The organism is Chryseobacterium ureilyticum (genome assembly GCF_900156735.1).
Taxonomy (GTDB): Bacteria; Bacteroidota; Bacteroidia; order Flavobacteriales; family Weeksellaceae; genus Chryseobacterium; species Chryseobacterium ureilyticum.
Genome location: NZ_FTOL01000009.1, coordinates 129,236 through 146,127 on the forward strand (window position 1 = coordinate 129,236; position 16,892 = coordinate 146,127).

19 protein-coding genes are annotated in these 16,892 nt (G+C 34.8%); 16 read left to right on the forward strand and 3 right to left on the reverse strand.

Features of this window, described 5'->3' with window-relative positions:
- Positions 1-202 precede the first annotated feature (202 nt).
- The 16 genes from asnB to BW983_RS20255 all read left to right on the forward strand — a co-directional run bounded on the left by asnB (position 203) and on the right by BW983_RS20255 (position 14,924).
- On the forward strand, positions 203-1,870 hold the full coding sequence (gene asnB / locus BW983_RS20180; protein WP_076553604.1) for an asparagine synthase B: 1,668 nt from the start codon (positions 203-205) through the stop codon (positions 1,868-1,870).
- Positions 1,871-2,309: 439 nt separating this feature from the next.
- On the forward strand, positions 2,310-3,122 hold the full coding sequence (locus BW983_RS20185; RefSeq protein ID WP_084184609.1) for a hypothetical protein: 813 nt from the start codon (positions 2,310-2,312) through the stop codon (positions 3,120-3,122).
- 139 nt (positions 3,123-3,261) lie between these two features.
- Positions 3,262-4,665 (forward strand): DHA2 family efflux MFS transporter permease subunit, encoded by a 1,404-nt coding sequence (locus BW983_RS20190; protein WP_076553606.1) that lies wholly within the window; start codon positions 3,262-3,264, stop codon positions 4,663-4,665.
- A 155-nt stretch (positions 4,666-4,820) separates the two neighbouring features.
- Positions 4,821-5,696, forward strand: a complete 876-nt coding sequence (locus BW983_RS20195; RefSeq protein WP_076553607.1) for a pirin family protein — start codon at positions 4,821-4,823, stop codon at positions 5,694-5,696.
- Between the two features lie 171 nt (positions 5,697-5,867).
- Entirely contained in the window at positions 5,868-6,179 is a 312-nt protein-coding gene (locus tag BW983_RS20200) for a GNAT family N-acetyltransferase (protein WP_065396755.1), read from the forward strand.
- 44 nt (positions 6,180-6,223) lie between these two features.
- Positions 6,224-7,123: a pirin family protein gene (locus tag BW983_RS20205; RefSeq protein ID WP_076553608.1), complete on the forward strand. Its 900-nt coding sequence runs from the start codon at positions 6,224-6,226 to the stop codon at positions 7,121-7,123.
- Positions 7,124-7,142: 19 nt separating this feature from the next.
- Positions 7,143-7,682, forward strand: a complete 540-nt coding sequence (locus tag BW983_RS20210) for an NADPH-dependent FMN reductase (protein WP_076553609.1) — start codon at positions 7,143-7,145, stop codon at positions 7,680-7,682.
- Positions 7,683-7,835: 153 nt separating this feature from the next.
- Complete coding sequence (locus BW983_RS20215) at positions 7,836-8,054, forward strand: (4Fe-4S)-binding protein (protein ID WP_076553610.1); 219 nt, start codon at positions 7,836-7,838, stop codon at positions 8,052-8,054.
- Positions 8,054-8,449, forward strand: coding sequence for an OsmC family protein (locus BW983_RS20220; protein ID WP_076553611.1), 396 nt, complete (start codon positions 8,054-8,056; stop codon positions 8,447-8,449). Before BW983_RS20215 ends, BW983_RS20220 begins: the two co-directional genes overlap by 1 nt.
- A gap of 3 nt (positions 8,450-8,452) precedes the next feature.
- Complete coding sequence (locus BW983_RS20225) at positions 8,453-8,740, forward strand: GNAT family N-acetyltransferase (RefSeq protein WP_185116876.1); 288 nt, start codon at positions 8,453-8,455, stop codon at positions 8,738-8,740.
- Positions 8,741-9,011: 271 nt separating this feature from the next.
- Positions 9,012-10,571: a sodium:solute symporter gene (locus tag BW983_RS20230; RefSeq protein WP_076553612.1), complete on the forward strand. Its 1,560-nt coding sequence runs from the start codon at positions 9,012-9,014 to the stop codon at positions 10,569-10,571.
- A gap of 27 nt (positions 10,572-10,598) precedes the next feature.
- Complete coding sequence (locus BW983_RS20235) at positions 10,599-11,288, forward strand: SGNH/GDSL hydrolase family protein (RefSeq protein WP_076553613.1); 690 nt, start codon at positions 10,599-10,601, stop codon at positions 11,286-11,288.
- Between the two features lie 23 nt (positions 11,289-11,311).
- Complete coding sequence (locus BW983_RS20240; RefSeq protein WP_076553614.1) at positions 11,312-11,830, forward strand: hypothetical protein; 519 nt, start codon at positions 11,312-11,314, stop codon at positions 11,828-11,830.
- Positions 11,831-11,937: 107 nt separating this feature from the next.
- The gene (locus tag BW983_RS20245; RefSeq protein WP_262484598.1) at positions 11,938-12,792 is read left to right on the forward strand and encodes a transketolase; all 855 of its coding nucleotides are present in this window, start codon (positions 11,938-11,940) and stop codon (positions 12,790-12,792) included.
- A gap of 30 nt (positions 12,793-12,822) precedes the next feature.
- Positions 12,823-13,965 carry a hypothetical protein gene (locus tag BW983_RS20250; protein WP_076553616.1) on the forward strand — a complete coding sequence of 381 codons (1,143 nt, stop codon included), beginning with the start codon at positions 12,823-12,825 and terminating at the stop codon, positions 13,963-13,965.
- A gap of 11 nt (positions 13,966-13,976) precedes the next feature.
- Complete coding sequence (locus BW983_RS20255) at positions 13,977-14,924, forward strand: transketolase family protein (protein ID WP_065396745.1); 948 nt, start codon at positions 13,977-13,979, stop codon at positions 14,922-14,924.
- A 211-nt stretch (positions 14,925-15,135) separates the two neighbouring features.
- On the opposite strand, the gene BW983_RS20260 is transcribed toward BW983_RS20255, so the two are convergent.
- The 3 genes from BW983_RS20260 to BW983_RS20270 all read right to left on the reverse strand — a co-directional run bounded on the left by BW983_RS20260 (position 15,136) and on the right by BW983_RS20270 (position 16,882).
- Positions 15,136-15,648 carry a hypothetical protein gene (locus tag BW983_RS20260; protein WP_228409047.1) on the reverse strand — a complete coding sequence of 171 codons (513 nt, stop codon included), beginning with the start codon at positions 15,646-15,648 and terminating at the stop codon, positions 15,136-15,138.
- The gene (locus BW983_RS20265) at positions 15,626-16,105 is read right to left on the reverse strand and encodes a hypothetical protein (protein ID WP_076553617.1); all 480 of its coding nucleotides are present in this window, start codon (positions 16,103-16,105) and stop codon (positions 15,626-15,628) included. The genes BW983_RS20260 and BW983_RS20265 overlap by 23 nt, the downstream gene beginning before the upstream one ends.
- Positions 16,106-16,348: 243 nt before the next feature.
- Complete coding sequence (locus tag BW983_RS20270) at positions 16,349-16,882, reverse strand: DUF4303 domain-containing protein (protein WP_084184611.1); 534 nt, start codon at positions 16,880-16,882, stop codon at positions 16,349-16,351.
- Between the last annotated feature and the right edge of the window lie 10 nt (positions 16,883-16,892).

A 16,892-nucleotide genomic window follows, 5' to 3' on the forward strand; every position in this document is an offset into this window, starting at 1 on the left:
TATGTCATTTTTATTTCGTATGGAAATCATCATTTTTTTAGGCTAACGAAAAAAATCAATCAAAAACATACTAATTCTAATAAATAGTTAATAATTTTCTTTAAATAAAACTAATTAATGAAAATTATTAACTTATTTAAATTTTTAATTGTTATTTATAAACATCACTTATATTTTTGTTCCATAAATAAATAATAAAAATATGTGTGGAATTGTATGTCTATTTGACGCCAAACAGAAAACCGATATATTAAGACCTCAGGTTTTGGAAATGTCAAAAAAAATCCGTCATAGAGGACCGGATTGGAGCGGGGTTTTTCAGGATGAAAAAGTAGTTTTCTCTCATGAAAGACTTGCTATTGTAGATCCTACTTCAGGAAAGCAACCCTTATTTACCAAAGATGGAAAAATTGTATTAGCCGTAAACGGTGAAATTTACAACCATAGAGAATTAAAAGAAGAATTTCCTGATTATGAGTTTCAGACTCAATCTGACTGTGAGGTAATCCTTGCTCTTTACCAAAAATATGGAAAAGATTTTGTTGAAAAACTGAATGGTATTTTCGCATTCTCATTATATGATACTGAAAATGATGTATACCTTATTGCCAGAGATCATATGGGAATCTGCCCCCTTTATCAAGGTTGGGACAAAAACGGAAACTATTACGTTGCCTCTGAATTAAAGGCACTGGAAGGTATATGCAAAACTATTGAAACATTTTTACCAGGGCACCTTGTTTACAGCAAAGATGGTAGCGAACTTCAACAATGGTATGCAAGAGAATGGGATAGTTTTGATCATGTAAAAGAAAATCAAACTGATATTGCTGCTTTAAGAAAAGGGCTTGAAGATGCTGTTCACAGACAATTGATGAGTGATGTACCATACGGAGTTTTACTTTCCGGAGGTCTGGATTCTTCTGTTATTTCAGCTATCACAGCGAAGTTTGCCAGACAGAGAATTGAAAGCGGTGACACTCAGGAAGCATGGTATCCGAGACTTCACAGTTTTGCTGTAGGGCTTGTGGGATCACCTGACTTGGCTGCAGCACAAAAAGCAGCGGAGCACATCGGATCTGTTCACCATGAGGTTAACTTTACAGTTCAGGAAGGACTGGATGCTGTACGCGACGTAATCTATCATTTGGAAACATATGATGTAACGACAATCAGAGCTTCTACTCCAATGTATCTTTTGGCAAGAGTAATCAAATCTATGGGAATCAAAATGGTTCTTTCCGGAGAAGGTTCAGATGAGCTGTTTGGAGGATATTTATATTTCCACAAAGCTCCTAACGCCAAAGAATTCCATGATGAAACGGTAAGAAAGCTTGGAAAACTTCACCTTTATGATTGTTTAAGAGCTAACAAGGCATTAATGAGTTGGGGAATAGAAGGAAGAGTTCCTTTCCTAGACAAAGAATTTATGGATATCGCCATGACTATTAACCCACAGGATAAGATGATCAACGTTTCTGAAGGCAAAATTGAGAAATGGGTATTAAGAAAAGCCTTTGAAGATCTTCTTCCTGAATCTATTGTATGGAGACAGAAAGAACAGTTTTCAGATGGTGTAGGTTATTCATGGATTGATACTTTAAAAGAAGTTGCAGAAAAAGAAGTTACGGACGAGATGATGATAAATGCAAGATTCCGATTTCCTCTAAACACTCCGCAAAACAAGGAAGAATACAGATACAGAACTATTTTTGAAGAGCATTTCCCAAGTGAAACTGCAGCAGCAACAGTTCCGTCAGTTCCATCCGTGGCTTGTTCCACTCCTATTGCCCTTGAGTGGGATGAAGCTTTCAAAAAAATGAATGATCCGAGCGGAAGAGCTGTAAAAGTGCATGAGACATCATATTAAAGATATGAGATTCACCTTAATAGATAAATAGTGAATGATCAATTTTAGATGAATAAATTTTAACGCTGGATTTGCAGGGATTTTCTTAAAATTTGCATTTTTTAAGATCTTCAGGGCGTATCACTCAGCAAAGTATATATATTCTGAATAAAGGTAAAATATTTCTGAAAACACTGCGTTTAATTTATACATTCAGGTAATTATCGAATAATATTAATTGACAATTGTGTATCAAAGCTTTGAGTTTAAAATTCAAATTGCATAATAGATAGTGTAAATTTCAGTTTCAAAATTCCACCACAATAATTTATTAATCCTGTAGTAATACGGGATTATTTTTTGAATTAACAATAACAATATGGGATAATTTAACTGACAATCAAAAATAATATCTAATAAATAATTATATTTGGAAATCGAAAATATCAATTATAAAAAAATGAGAAGAAACCTTACTGTTTTATTTGCCTTATTAACCATCAGTTTTGCTTTTGGACAGGGAAAATATGGCAAATACCTGAACTCAAAAAAGCTTGCTTTGGCTTATAAAACTGTGAAAGACGCTGATAAAGACGATTACTATCAACAATTTTACTGGTTGGTAACAGCTGAGCAACTTAAAACGTATCCTCACCTTAAGGACATCAAGCCTATCGTTTTATATGAATTTGTAAAATATGTAAATCCTCAGAATCCTACAAAAAAATTAGACAGCAGAGGAAAAGAGCTTAGAGCAACTGCAGAATTATCTTTAAATCAATATTTTAAAAACAAGAAGTTTGAAAATAACTCTGTTTTAATGTATAACCTCGAAACGTATGTTGACCCTTCAAAAGGACAGTATTACACAAAGGTTGATCCTGAAAAAATCAAAGAATTGGTTCCGAAAGAATTATTTGCGTTCAATTCTTTTAATAGAAACATGGGGGAAGAAAAGACGTATTACCTTTGGATTGATAAGAAAAAAGATGATTTAAATATTGTTGATATCATTCCTAGCGAGAAAGATGATAAAGCATTTTACACAAGGTTAAAACAATATCTTCCAAGTTATAAATTCTCTAAATATGTTCCTTCTGTGAAAAAAGGAAACAAATCTGATAAAACAGACTTAGAATATTACTACATTATGCCTTTCGAACAGAATACCGATAATATTGAATATAAAACCAAGGATTTCAAAAATTTCACTTTAAGCCAGTATAGAAAAGCCGGTGATGAATGGAAAGGAGTAGAAAAGCCTAGAAAATAAATTAAAAAGTCCTGTGATATTTCACAGGACTTTTTTAATTTTATAAGGATTTCTTTATGTAAGAATCAAGATGCTTAAAGCAAGTATTTTTTCAAATTAAATAAGTCTGGAAATTTTTAAATATTTCAGCCTACACAAAATGATAGAAACAAATCCTCAACAGAATTCAGTAAAGAAAATTCTACCACTCATTCTGGCTACTGCTATTTTTATGCAAATGCTGGATTCTACGATTCTGAACACTTCTCTTCCTTCCATCGCAAAGGACCTTCATGAGTCTCCTTTAAATATGCAGAATGCTATTATCAGTTATGTTCTGACATTAGCCGTTTTTATGCCCGCAAGTGGATTCCTTGCTGATAGATTCGGGACTAAAAAAGTATTTATCTTCTCATTGATATTATTCAGTTTAGGTTCATTGTTTTGTTCTTTATCACAAAACCTTACTCATTTGGTAATCTCAAGGGTTATTCAGGGGGTAGGAGGAAGTCTGATGACTCCGGTTGGAAAATTGGCACTCATCAAGACCTTTGATAAAAGTGAATTACTGAAAGCTATGAACTTTGCTATTATTCCTGCGCTTATAGGTCCCGTTCTCGGTCCATTGGTAGGAGGTTATATGGTAGATTATCTTTCATGGCACTGGATATTCCTGATCAATATTCCGATTGGGATTTTAGGGATTGTTTTAGGATTAAAGTTTATGCCTGATTATAAATCTGACGATGTAGATTTTGATTTTAAAGGATTTTTAATCTTTGCAGCGGCCTCTCTCCTACTTTCTGTTTCATTAGAACTTTTCGGAGACATGCAAAATATAACACCAGTCCTCATAGTATTCATCCTTGGATTTCTATTTCTCTATTACTACTATAAACATGCAAAAAAGGAAGGGCACCCTATTTTTCCATTGAATCTGTTTCAAGTAAGAACTTTCCGTGTAGGAATTGTAGGAAATCTAGCCACAAGATTAGGGATCAGCTCTGTTCCTTTATTGCTTCCTTTGATGATCCAGATCGCCTATAAACAATCAGCTGTAACTTCAGGCTGGATTATCGCGCCTATGGCTTTAACGGCTATATTCGGAAAATCTTCTGTTATTAAAATCCTTGATAAATACGGATACCGTCAGACATTAATGATCAATACCTTTATCATTGGAACATTGATCTGTATGCTGGCAATTCCTGACATTCACACCTCTTTATATTGGTTTATTCCAATTATTGCTGTTTTGGGCTTCTTCAACTCTATACAGTTTACTTCTATGAACACTATTTCTATTGCTGATCTTCGAAATTTCCAAACCAGCAGTGGTAATTCATTAATTTCTGTAAATCAGCAGCTAGCCATCGGATTCGGAATCGCATTCGGATTGATTGTTTTAAAAATATTTGAAAATTCGGATCTCATCAAAGGAGAAACTCATAATGCTTTCCGATATACTTTTCTAACTGTAGGAATACTGACAATTTTATCAGGATTAGTCTTTAAAAGGTTACATATTTCGGATGGAAAGAACATGAAATCTAAGGAAGAATAATGATATTTTAATATAAGTTTAAACAGATGCTTTTAAAAATTCATTTACTTTTCGCATTCATACTTTTCACTTTCAGCCCCCTATCGATCTTATCACAGATCAATGTTTTTTCCTCTTAGCTGTGGTATTTTTGTGTATATAAAATCAACAATATGATGACAACTAAAAAAGTACAAACAGTAGTAGCACCAAGACCTGCACATTTTGTAGGCGATGGATTTAGAGTTCATAATTTTATCCCTGGAGTACCTGGATTAGATATGAAAAGAATGGACCCATTCATTATGCTTGACTATAATTCAAAATTCCACTTCAATGGTTCGGACAGACCAAAAGGTGTAGGTGTTCATCCACACAGAGGTTTTGAAACAGTAACGATAGCATATAACGGAAAAGTAGAACACCATGACAGCGCTGGCGGAGGAGGAATCATCGGACAGGGTGATGTACAGTGGATGACTGCCGCAAAGGGAATTCTTCACAAAGAGTATCATGAAACAGAATGGGCAAAAGAAGGCGGAATCTTTCAAATGGTTCAGCTTTGGGTAAATCTTCCTGCAAAAGACAAAATGAGCAATCCAAAATACCAGGCAATTGAAAATTCAAATATGGAAAGAATTGACCTTGGCGAAAACGGATTCATAGAGCTTATTGCTGGAGAATATGATGGGCATAAGGGTCCTGCATTTACTTTTACTCCCGTTCACATGATGAATGCAAAGCTTAAAGCAGGAGGTAAAGCAGAATTTAATTTCCCTGCTCACTTCAATACAGCAGCTTTGATTATTGAGGGAAGTATCACAATTAACGGAGAAGAACATGTAAAAGCTGATCATTTTGCTTTGTTTAAAAATGAAGGTGAGACATTCACTATTCAGGCAAATGAAGATGCCGTAGTTTTAATCATCAGTGGTGAGCCTATCAATGAGCCTATATTCCCTCACGGACCATTTGTAATGAACTCCAGAGAGGAAATTATGCAAGCTTTTGAGGACTTCAACACCGGGAAATTTGGTTATTTAGAAGATTAAAAAGTTAGAATTAAATTTATCTTAATCTTTAATTATTCCTTTTTTACTAACTTTATAATATACAATTATAACGGATTAAATATAAGAGATCAGAGTTTAATATTGTAAACAATAAACTACAATTACAAATTCTGATCTCTTATAAAAATCCAAACTTTTAATACATAAATTATGAAAACTGAATTTGAAAACATTCCACTTGTAAAAACTGAGAAAAGATTTGAAATAGAATTCAATGGGCATTATGCCTTTATTGATTATCATGAAACATCTCATCAGATTTCCTTAATACATACTGAAGCAGAGCCTGAACTGGCTGGAACCGGTGCAGCGGCGGCAGTAGTGGAAAAAACTCTTCATTACATTGAAGAAAGTGGCAAAAAGCTTCTTCCATTCTGTCCTTATGTTTTTGCCTTCATTAAAAAACACCCTGAATGGAAACGTATCGTTGATGAAAAATTTAATGCGTACGATAAACTTTAGACTTTTATATACACTTAATTAAACTTTAAAAGCATTACATCATTATGTCAAATATTGGACTTATCATCGAAGAAAAGGCAGCAGATATAGGAAATTTTCTTGTAGGAAGACTTCTTCCGTTTCGTGAAAAAAGAGCTGTTGGTCCTTTTGTTTTTATTGATCATATGGGACCTTCGGAATTAAAGGATTATCAAAACCTTGATGTTCCCCCACATCCACATGTAGGATTATCCACACTGACTTATCTGCTTGAAGGATCTATTTTCCACAGAGACAGTATTGGAAATGCCATAGAAATAAAACCGGGTGCTGTAAACTGGATGACTGCCGGTAAAGGAGTGGTACACTCTGAAAGAACACCAGAATATTTAAGACACAGCGATAAAAGACTTCACGGATTTCAGATCTGGGTAGGTCTTCCCAAGCATCTTGAGCAATCCGAACCCACTTTTCATCATATTGAAGCTGATGATATTCCTGTTTGGGAAGAAGACGGAGTTCAGTATAAGCTCATTGCAGGAGAAGCATTTGGCAAAAAATCTCTTGTTCCGGTACACAGTAAATTATTCTTTATTGAAATTAAAACTAAAGAACCGAAGAAAATAAGTATTGGTAAAGACCTTTATGGCGAAGCTGCAATGTATGTTTTGGAAGGAACAGTAACTACGGATGGTAACTCTTATGGTTCAAAACAGTTGATGATTGCCAAGGACACAAAACTTTGTGAATTTGACATGAGTGAAAACGGTACGGTTTATCTTTTTGGAGGAGAACCTTTTGATGAAGAACGATTTATATTCTGGAATTTTGTGAATTCCGATAAGGAAATCATTGATCAGGCAAAGGTAAACTGGCATGACCAGAACCATGATGCGTTTCCTTTGGTTCCTGGTGATGATCAGGAATATGTTCCATTACCAAAAGCAGTTTTAAACAAAAAGTAGTTTTACTTATAGAAAAATCATGAAAATATTAGCATTTGCAGGAAGTACTTCATCTACTTCCATTAACAGAGAACTTGTAAAATTTGTTTTAAAAGATTTTAAAGAAGAAGAAATCAACCTTATTGACCTCAACGATTTTACTATGCCTGTTTTCTCTGTAGACCTGGAGAAGAAAGGATTTCCGGACGAAGCTCACAAATTTTTAAAGGTTATTGAAGAATGTTATGTCATTATCTGCTCGCTTGCAGAGCACAACAGATCTTACAGTGCTGCTTTTAAAAACGTTTTCGATTGGGCATCAAGGATCAATGTAAAAGTATTTCAAAACAAGTCTATGCTTCTTATGAGCACTTCTCCCGGCGGTTATGGTGGTGGCAATGTCATGAACACGGCAAAAACATTCTTTCCTCAATTCGGAGCTGACATCAAGGAAACTTTTTCATTGTCTAAGTTTTATGAAAATTTTGACCTTGAAAGCGGAGTGATCAATCCTGAAATGCTAAACGACTTAAAAACAAAAATTGAAAACTTTAAAAAACTAGTTAAAACAGAAGATTAAAGAAAAGTATAGTCTTCAATGTTCCTTTATATTTTATATTAAGGAACTGCTATTTCTTTTTTTTATCCTTATATTGCCATAGGTTTTTATTATATCGTGGCTCTTAGTATGACTCGTTTTCTAAAGAATCATAATCATTAAAAGACAATTGATATGGAAATACACGAATACCAGAATGGTGACATTACTGTTATCTGGCAGCCAAAAAAATGCATTCACTCGGCTGTATGCGTAAAATTATTACCCAAAGTCTATAATCCCAAAAACAGACCTTGGATAAAAGCAGAAAATGCAACACCTGAAGAACTTAAAAATCAAATAGATCAATGCCCTTCAGGAGCATTAAGTTATAAATTCAATACAGAAATATAATGGCGATAACGGTAAAAGCAAGTTTAGGAAAAACGAAATATTATACTGAGGTAACAGCAGGAGAAAACAAGATCATTACCGATGAGCCTTTAGATAAAGGCGGACAAAACAAAGGGTTTAATCCTATGGAAATTCTTGCTACCTCTTTAGCAAGCTGTACAGCAGCTACATTAAGAATGTACATCGAAAGAAAAGAATGGGATGTAGAAAACATCAATGTGGAAGTGGAACTTGAAAATTATCCATTGACCAAAAGAGCAATTTTCAAAAGAGATATTACTTTTGATGGGGTATTAGATACTGAACAAATGAAAAGACTTCACACGATTGCAGATGCCTGTCCTATTCATAAAATATTAACAAACGACATAGAAATACTAACTAAATTCTCATAAAATATGATCGAAGTAAAACAAAACAACGACGAAAAACACGGAAGTTTTGAAGCTTTCATAGATGGAAGACGCGCAGGAATGATGACTTACACCTGGGCAGGAGAAGAAAGATTTATTATAGACCACACGGAGGTGGAAGAAGCCTACAACGGAAAAGGTGTAGGTAAGGAAATGCTTCTGGCTGCTGTAAATTTTGCAAGGAAAAACGGGAAGAAAATTATTCCTCTTTGTCCGTTCGCGAAAGCCAGTTTCCAGAAGAGTGAGGAATTGCAGGATGTTTTGGTAAATTAATTACTGCTTCCACCCTTACAATACAAGCCTTTCAGAGTAAATCTGGAAGGTTTTTTTATGCGTATTTTTTATTCTGTAACACTGCGGTCCCAAAGATTTTTTGAGTAAAATACCGTAACGAGGTCACTAAGGCGTTTCACTCAGCAAAGTTTAAATTATATTCAATTTTTAATAACTTCTCTAAAGTAATTGTATAAAAATCTCCTCTGAACAAAATTCACGATTCACGATAGTTCTTTTTTATATATTTGCTAAAATTTAAAATTTAAGCATGAATCCAGGAACTATCCTTTTGCTATTCGTTTTTATCTACTTTATCGGTCTTTTGGTGATCTCTTATTTCACCAGCCGAAATTCTGATAACCAGTCATTCTTTATTGGTAATAAAAAAAGTAAATGGTGGCTTGTGGCATTCGGGATGATCGGAACCAGTTTAAGTGGGGTGACCTTCATTTCAGTTCCGGGAACAGTAGGAAAAATGACCGGCTCTGAATATATTTATGGAGGTTTCGAATATTATATGATGGTGATTGGTTTTTTCATTGGATATTTTATTGTCGCAGCCATACTGCTTCCGTTGTATTATAAAATGAATCTGACTTCTATTTATACCTATTTAGGGAAAAGATTCAATGTGGAAGCGCATAAAATCGGTTCAATATTTTTTATTATTTCGAGAGCTATTGGAGCTACAGCGAGATTATATCTGGTAGTGAATGTTTTACAGATATTCCTGTTGGAAGGACTGGGAGTGCCGTTTTGGGTTACTTCTCTTGTACTTTTACTGATGGTACTTCTTTATACTTTTGAAGGAGGGGTGAAAACTATTGTGATCACGGATACTTTACAGACTTCTTTTATGATCATCAGTTTGGTAGCTTGTATCGTTTATATTTTATCCAATCTGAATCTGTCTTTCGGGGAAGCTTATACTATTTTAGAGCAGAAAAATTATACTCACTTTATCAATTTTGATCCAAATTCCAAAACCTTCTTCCTTAAAACCATCTTGGGAGGAATCTTCATTACAATCGCCATGACTGGATTGGATCAGGAAATGATGCAGAAAAATATTTCCGTGGATAACCTTAAGAATTCAAAGAAAAACATGCTGACGTTTGCAGGAACTCTTCTTTTGGTCAACCTTGCTTTTCTATTTTTAGGCGGGTTACTTTATCTTTTCGCATTACAGCATGGTGCAGGATACGGAACTACAGGAACTGATCCTGTGACTAATATCTTTGGTTTCAAAGATGCTGCAGGAAATATTAAGAACGTTATGGGAGATGACCTTTTCCCTGCTTTATCACTTCAGGGATATTTCCCGATGACAATTTCCGTTATTTTCATCATCGGATTAATCTCGGCATTATTCCCTTCTGCTGATGGAGCTTTGACAGCGGTTACAAGTTCTTATTGTGTAGATTTATTAAACCTAAATGAAGATAAAACCAAAACAGAAAAAGAAAAGAAAAGGCTTCGTATGAAAGTGCATTTAACATTCACTGTAGTTTTCTTCATCCTGATCATGGTTTTTAAGGCATTAAATGACAAATCAATTGTTTATCTGATCATGGAAGTTGCAGGTTACACTTACGGACCGTTATTAGGGCTTTTTGCTTTTGGAATTTTCACCAAGTTCCAGATTTCAAAGAAGTATTCTATTCTTACAGTGACAATCCTGGCTCCGATATTCACATATCTCATCAACTATGCAGTAACAACTTATACAGACTACAGAATTGGTGTAGAACTTATTGTTCTTAACGGGTTATTGACCTTTATTGGGCTATGGCTGGTAAAAAACAAGCAACATTTGAGAGTTGTATAATTAAGCATAACCATAAAATTATCAGTTATGAAATTATTCATTTTTATAGCCTTTAATCTGTTTTCCTGCATATTTATAAATGCACAAAGCGCAGTTGATTTTGCCAATCTTACAAGGTATAAGGATGAAAATACAAACATTTTAAGTTCCAAGAAAAAAGTGGATGTTGTCTTTATGGGTAATTCCATTACGGAAGGTTGGGTAAAGAGTCATCCTGAGTTTTTCTCTGAAAACAATTATACAGGCAGAGGGATCAGTGGGCAAACTACATCACAGATGTTGCTTCGTTTTCAGAATGATGTTGTTGCTTTACACCCCAAGCTGGTCATCATTAATGCAGGAATCAATGATATTGCTCAGAATACGGGCATATATGAACCTTATTTCACTTTTAACAACATCAAAGCTATGGCTGATATTGCTCAAAAAAACGGAATTAAAGTAATTATTACTTCCGTATTGCCTGCAGCAGAATTTCCATGGCGTAAAGAAATAACAGATGCTCCTCAAAAAGTAGATGCACTGAATAAAAGATTAAAGCAATATGCAGACAACAATAAACTCATATTTGTAGATTATAATACCGCAATGAGGGATTCAAAAGGCGGAATGCGTGAAGGGCTTTCAAAAGATGGCATACATCCGGTTCCTGTAGGATATACAATCATGGAACCAATGATTAAAAATGCAATCAATAAAACATTAGGAAAAAAATAAAATTTAAAAAACATTTACTAACTATGAAAAAAATTATTTCACTTTTCATTTTCGTACTGACATTTGGATCTATGAGTGCTCAGGAGAATTTTGAAATATCCACTTTAAGAATTGGTCCTTACAAGATCTTTATGGAAAAAAGTGAGGCAGAAAAAATTGCAGGTATAAAACTGAAAACTTCTGATAGCGAAAGTAAGAATGTTGTGAAATACAATGGAGAGATCATTAATATTGAAATCTTTCAGGGTTATGGTGGAGCAGCAAAACCTGATGCCGTTACCATTGCAGGAATGACAACTACCAGTAAAAAATTCAGAACAAAAAGCGGAATGGGTGTTGGAAGTACCAGAGATGAGCTTATCAATGCTTACAGGAATTATCCTATATTCAGTGTTCACCCCGAAGTTGATGATAATGGCAAACGTATTAAAGATGCAGGATACTTTAACATTGAGGATTATGATGCAGGAACACAACTTACCTTTAAATTTGTTAATAATATTGTGACTGAAATTACAGTTTACATCAACGAAGGCTGCTAAAAGAGGGAAAATATTCAAATAATTAAAAATCCGGGTTTTTATATCCGGATTTTTGCATTTCCATAAGCCGGTAAAAAATTGTAAATTCGCGTGCAAATAAATCAGATATAATGAGTAAAAGTATTGAAGAGTTAAAATCTCTTACTACGCAGATCAGAAGAGACATTTTAAGAATGGTTCACGCTGTAAATTCAGGACACCCGGGTGGTAGCTTAGGTTGTACAGAGTATTTCACAGCACTTTACGGAAAGGTAATGAACTATAATCTTCCTTTCACTATGGAGGGCAAAAATGAAGATCATTTTTATCTATCAAACGGGCACATTTCACCGGTATTCTATTCTACTTTGGCGAGATTCAACTTCTTCCCGGTAGAGGAACTGAAAACTTTCAGAAAACTTGATTCAAGATTACAAGGACACCCTACTACTCACGAAGGACTTCCTGGAATCAGAATCGCTTCAGGTTCTCTTGGGCAAGGTCTTTCTGTAGCACTTGGTGTGGCTCAAGGTAAAAAATTGGATGGAGATCAGTCTCTTGTTTACTCTCTTCACGGAGATGGTGAGCTTCAGGAAGGTCAAGTCTGGGAAGCATTGATGTATGCTGCTGCTAAAAAAGTAGACAATATTATTTCTACAATCGATTACAACGGACGTCAGATCGATGGAGATACTGATGATGTATTAAGCCTAGGAAATCTTCATGCTAAGCTTGAAGCTTTCGGATGGATTGTTTTAGAAGAGAAAAACGGTAACGATCTTGAAGCTGTAATCGCAATCCTTGAGAAAGCTAAAACAGAGACAGGAAAAGGTAAGCCGGTAGCAATCATTCTTCACACAGAAATGGGTGCAGGAGTAGACTTTATGATGGGAAGTCATGCTTGGCATGGTAAAGCTCCTAATGATGAGCAATTGGAAACAGCATTCAAACAATTGTATTTAGAAGCTCCTGCTGACTACTAATATCTTTAAAAAATCAGTCATCAAATTTTCATGAAAAAATTCATTTTAATCTGCTTTCTTACCAGTTTTATTCTTGGTATTGCTCAGGAAAAGAAGGTTTCTTTTGCAAAGGAACTTACCTATCAGATGATGGGAAATCAACTGTCCAATTCTCAGGTGAAAATGTATGTTAGCAATAATAATGAATTTTTCACCAATGTTACCTTCAAGGATATTCCGATGTATTTCTTTACGGATGCATTGGCTACAAGCCCTGTAAGTCTGGAAATAAACAACCGTCTTACCGGTGAAGGTATGGGAAAGCATTTTTGGAGTTCTATACAAAGTTCTTACTCAGAAAATACTGATAAGGAATATGTTTTTGAAACGAAAAAGCTGAATACCAAAGAAACCATCTTAGGGATTCCATGCAACCATTATCTGGTTAATTTCAAACCCAAAAAGGACCCGCAATATACTCGTAAGGATGATTTCTTAAAGGTATGTATTGATGAAACTTCTCCTTATAACAGTTTTACTGTTTTCAACGGATTAGTGAAGCAATACCTTACAATACCTAAGCTTGAAAAATCCGGGTTAAAGGGACTTATTCTGAAAGTAGCACCTGAAAAGGATTATGATCGTGAGTATCTTGTCATGAAATCTATAGCAGATTCTAAAGATTTTATTTCTGTAGATCATAAGAAAATTATTACAGATCAGCAGAGAAGACGGGATTCTATAATGCTTGCTTATCAAAAAGAGCTGGATGAATATAATACAACCAGTGCAGACTCGGCAGTTGTGGCAGCTGATTCCGCAGCAGTAGAATTTGAAGAATATTCATTCGTCATTGATTATGTCTCTGACTATAAGAAAAAGCTTTCTTCAGAAGACGGTTTAGCAATTCATAATATCCATAATGATAAGCTTTGGAAAGGATTACCTCAACACTGCGTTAATTTTGAGAAAAATATTCCTCAATTCAAGAATAAAGAATTAAAGGAACACTTGAGAAATTATACAGGACAAACGTGCGACATGTATCTTTCACAGTTTGAACCACATTCTGTAGGTATTAAAGCAACATTGGATGAAATAAGACGGGAAGTTTTATACTTCAACGAAATTCAGGAAAAACTTGATCCGGCTGATAAAAAGAAATTAAACAACTATTTAAACAATCTCGATTAATAAAAATAAAAATGAAATATACATATACAGAAAAAAAGGACACTCGTTCAGGATTCGGAGCCGGATTAGCGGAACTTGCTGACAAAAATCCTAATGTAGTAGCACTTTGTGCAGACCTTATCGGTTCTTTGAAAATGGAGAAATTCATTGAAAAAGCTCCTGAAAGATTCTTCCAGGTAGGTATTGCAGAAGCAAACATGATGGGACTTGCTGCAGGTCTTAGCATCACTGGAAAAATTCCTTTCACAGGAACTTTTGCTAACTTCTCTACTTCAAGAGTATATGACCAAATCCGTCAGTCTATCGCTTACTCTGGTAAGAATGTAAAAATCTGTGCATCTCACGCAGGTCTTACTTTAGGAGAAGATGGAGCTACTCACCAGGTATTGGAAGATATCGGGATGATGAAAATGCTTCCTGGAATGACAGTAATCAACCCTTGTGACTACAACCAGACAAAAGCGGCTACAATCGCTATTGCTGAGCACGAAGGTCCTGTATATTTAAGATTCGGTAGACCAACTGTTCCTGTATTCATCCCTGAAGATATGCCTTTCGAAATTGGAAAAGGAATCATGCTTCAGGAAGGTACTGATGTAACGATTGTTGCAACAGGACACCTTGTATGGGAATCTCTTGTAGCTGCTGATGAGCTTGAGAAAGAAGGTATTTCTTGTGAGGTGATCAACATCCACACGATTAAGCCTCTTGATGAAGAGATCATCTTAAAATCTGTAGAAAAAACAGGTAAGATTGTAACGGCTGAGGAGCACAACTACCTTGGTGGTTTAGGAGAATCTGTTGCGGGAATGCTTGCAAGAAGAAGACCTACAAGACAGGAATTTGTAGCTGTAAATGATACTTTCGGAGAGTCTGCAACACCTGCTGAACTGATGAAGAAGTATAAGATTGATGCTGCTGCAGTGAAAGAAGCTGTAAAAAGAATTTTAGCTAACTAATCAGCTTTCTTTAATAATATAACTTGGGGCTGTTTCTTCGAAACAGCCCCAAGTCTTTTTTGAATGATTCAATGTTGAAGATTTGTACAAAGCTTTAACCACCCCGTCAAAAATTCTTTGAATTTTTGCCACCCCTCCAGCGAAGAGGAATGGTTATACTTATAGTTGTCATGGTTGTAGCTTCTACCCTACTTATCGTTTTTGTTTATAATTACCGTTCGTTGAAAGGAATTCCTACAGCGATCAGAATTGGGCATAATATTTCTTTTATATATTCATCTTCTCTCTCAACGGATTTCTTAGATCCTGAAAAGTAATTGCTGATCCTATAATTTTTCACAAACTGATTTCTTTTTTTCCCGATGGAATAGTAATATCCGCCTCTTTCTTCATTGATAAAATAAGCCATTTCATCAAAGGTCATGATCTTCCTGGACAACATCCATTTTTTATAAATACACCGCTCGGATTTATCAAAGATAAACTTCACAGGAACCCTGAAAAACAGATCAAAGAGTAAATATCCCATACAGACAATCCAAATTGCAAAAACAACCCTAAAGGCATCCCCGGACATTTGATCCATAAAGTAATACATGATCGCAGGAAGCACAATGATACCCAATACCAGCCACCCTATTAAAGTACTTAAGGAACTATAATTAGGCATAAAGCTTATTTCGCTTCCGTTCTCTTCAAACTTATAACGGTCTGTTATATTCATTGCCCTGCTCATTCAGTTTCATAATATCTTCGGTTTCATTTACCATTTCCTGTATTCCTCTTTGTGTAAGAGACTGCCCAATAGTAAGCTGCTTCTCCTTTCCATCTACCTCAAAGTAAATAGACAACACAACATTAGTGGTAATAAAGCCCATATACTTTGTAGCCAATACATGAAAGTTGGTAAAATCCTTTATATCGTACGTTCTTTCCGGAACGAAGATGGTATGCTTTCCTGTAATGGTTTTCCGGTCCATATCAATGATAAATTTCTTCGTAAAGAAATTAACAGCAATAAGCACTACCAATGCAATGAGAATAAGACTAAGAATTCTTACATCCTTAAAGATCAGTCCTGCTATTATTAAAAAGAAAAGACATAAAACAGAGACAAAAACCGGTTGATTTTTAAAGATATATTGGTTTCCTTCCTGTTTGTAAAATTTATATGAGTTCATAAAGATTTGGGTTTATATATTTGATTTAGGTTTATAAAAATTCAATGTTGAGCTTTTTTAAATCTTCCATAGACTGAATCTTTTTACATGATTACATAATCTGTTGATTTTCCGTTCAATGAAGTTTTCCAATGTTAAAAATCACATTAAGAGTATTATTACTCTTGTAAGATGTATCTGAGACAATTATTTTATCCTGCTTCATACGATATATTTAAGTGTGTTTTTTTGTTTTACATCCTTTTAATTGCCCCAGGTTTCCATCCAATCCAGATATTCACTTTTATATTCATTATCATTAAGCCTGATAATAATATTCTTCAGATCGTGTTTCTCAAATTCATAATCTGAAACGGTGAAAATCAGGAAAATATCTTTCCCTATAATATTTTTGAAAAAGTTCTCATTTTTAAGTTTTTCAAGTACTTCAATGCAGGTTGCATAAAGTTTAGCCTGAAATCTCTGAAACCACTCATCATCTTCCTCATTTTTCTCAAGCTCTGTTCTCAGAATTGTACAAATGTCATTAAATTCTTTATCTGCTCCTTCCATTTCATACGTCCATTCTGCAGGCTCATATTTATAATACATTGTATCATCTTCATCTACCTCTTTAAGCATTTCCTGTGTATTAGAAGAAGGACATACCGTCATTGCTCCTTCATCACTGTATAAAGCAAAGCTGTAAATTCCTTCAGCACCGTGCTTTTCATACATTTCTAAAAAAGCTTTTCTTGCCGCTGATTCTATCTGTTGTTTCAACGTTTCAAAATCCATACTTATTTTT

What these genes read in the sequence shown, in the direction of transcription:
- BW983_RS20225 (WP_185116876.1), top strand. Translation starts at nt 8,453, where the DNA reads ATGATCGAAGTAAAACAAAACAACGACGAAAAACACGGAAGTTTTGAA.
- BW983_RS20190 (WP_076553606.1), top strand. Translation starts at nt 3,262, where the DNA reads ATGATAGAAACAAATCCTCAACAGAATTCAGTAAAGAAAATTCTACCA.
- BW983_RS20205 (WP_076553608.1), top strand. Translation starts at nt 6,224, where the DNA reads ATGTCAAATATTGGACTTATCATCGAAGAAAAGGCAGCAGATATAGGA.
- BW983_RS20185 (WP_084184609.1), top strand. Translation starts at nt 2,310, where the DNA reads ATGAGAAGAAACCTTACTGTTTTATTTGCCTTATTAACCATCAGTTTT.
- BW983_RS20200 (WP_065396755.1), top strand. Translation starts at nt 5,868, where the DNA reads ATGAAAACTGAATTTGAAAACATTCCACTTGTAAAAACTGAGAAAAGA.
- BW983_RS20235 (WP_076553613.1), top strand. Translation starts at nt 10,599, where the DNA reads ATGAAATTATTCATTTTTATAGCCTTTAATCTGTTTTCCTGCATATTT.
- BW983_RS20250 (WP_076553616.1), top strand. Translation starts at nt 12,823, where the DNA reads ATGAAAAAATTCATTTTAATCTGCTTTCTTACCAGTTTTATTCTTGGT.
- BW983_RS20195 (WP_076553607.1), top strand. Translation starts at nt 4,821, where the DNA reads ATGACAACTAAAAAAGTACAAACAGTAGTAGCACCAAGACCTGCACAT.
- BW983_RS20230 (WP_076553612.1), top strand. Translation starts at nt 9,012, where the DNA reads ATGAATCCAGGAACTATCCTTTTGCTATTCGTTTTTATCTACTTTATC.
- BW983_RS20255 (WP_065396745.1), top strand. Translation starts at nt 13,977, where the DNA reads ATGAAATATACATATACAGAAAAAAAGGACACTCGTTCAGGATTCGGA.
- BW983_RS20240 (WP_076553614.1), top strand. Translation starts at nt 11,312, where the DNA reads ATGAAAAAAATTATTTCACTTTTCATTTTCGTACTGACATTTGGATCT.
- BW983_RS20215 (WP_076553610.1), top strand. Translation starts at nt 7,836, where the DNA reads ATGGAAATACACGAATACCAGAATGGTGACATTACTGTTATCTGGCAG.
- BW983_RS20260 (WP_228409047.1), bottom strand. Translation starts at nt 15,648, where the DNA reads ATGAATATAACAGACCGTTATAAGTTTGAAGAGAACGGAAGCGAAATA.
- BW983_RS20270 (WP_084184611.1), bottom strand. Translation starts at nt 16,882, where the DNA reads ATGGATTTTGAAACGTTGAAACAACAGATAGAATCAGCGGCAAGAAAA.
- BW983_RS20220 (WP_076553611.1), top strand. Translation starts at nt 8,054, where the DNA reads ATGGCGATAACGGTAAAAGCAAGTTTAGGAAAAACGAAATATTATACT.
- asnB (WP_076553604.1), top strand. Translation starts at nt 203, where the DNA reads ATGTGTGGAATTGTATGTCTATTTGACGCCAAACAGAAAACCGATATA.
- BW983_RS20210 (WP_076553609.1), top strand. Translation starts at nt 7,143, where the DNA reads ATGAAAATATTAGCATTTGCAGGAAGTACTTCATCTACTTCCATTAAC.
- BW983_RS20265 (WP_076553617.1), bottom strand. Translation starts at nt 16,105, where the DNA reads ATGAACTCATATAAATTTTACAAACAGGAAGGAAACCAATATATCTTT.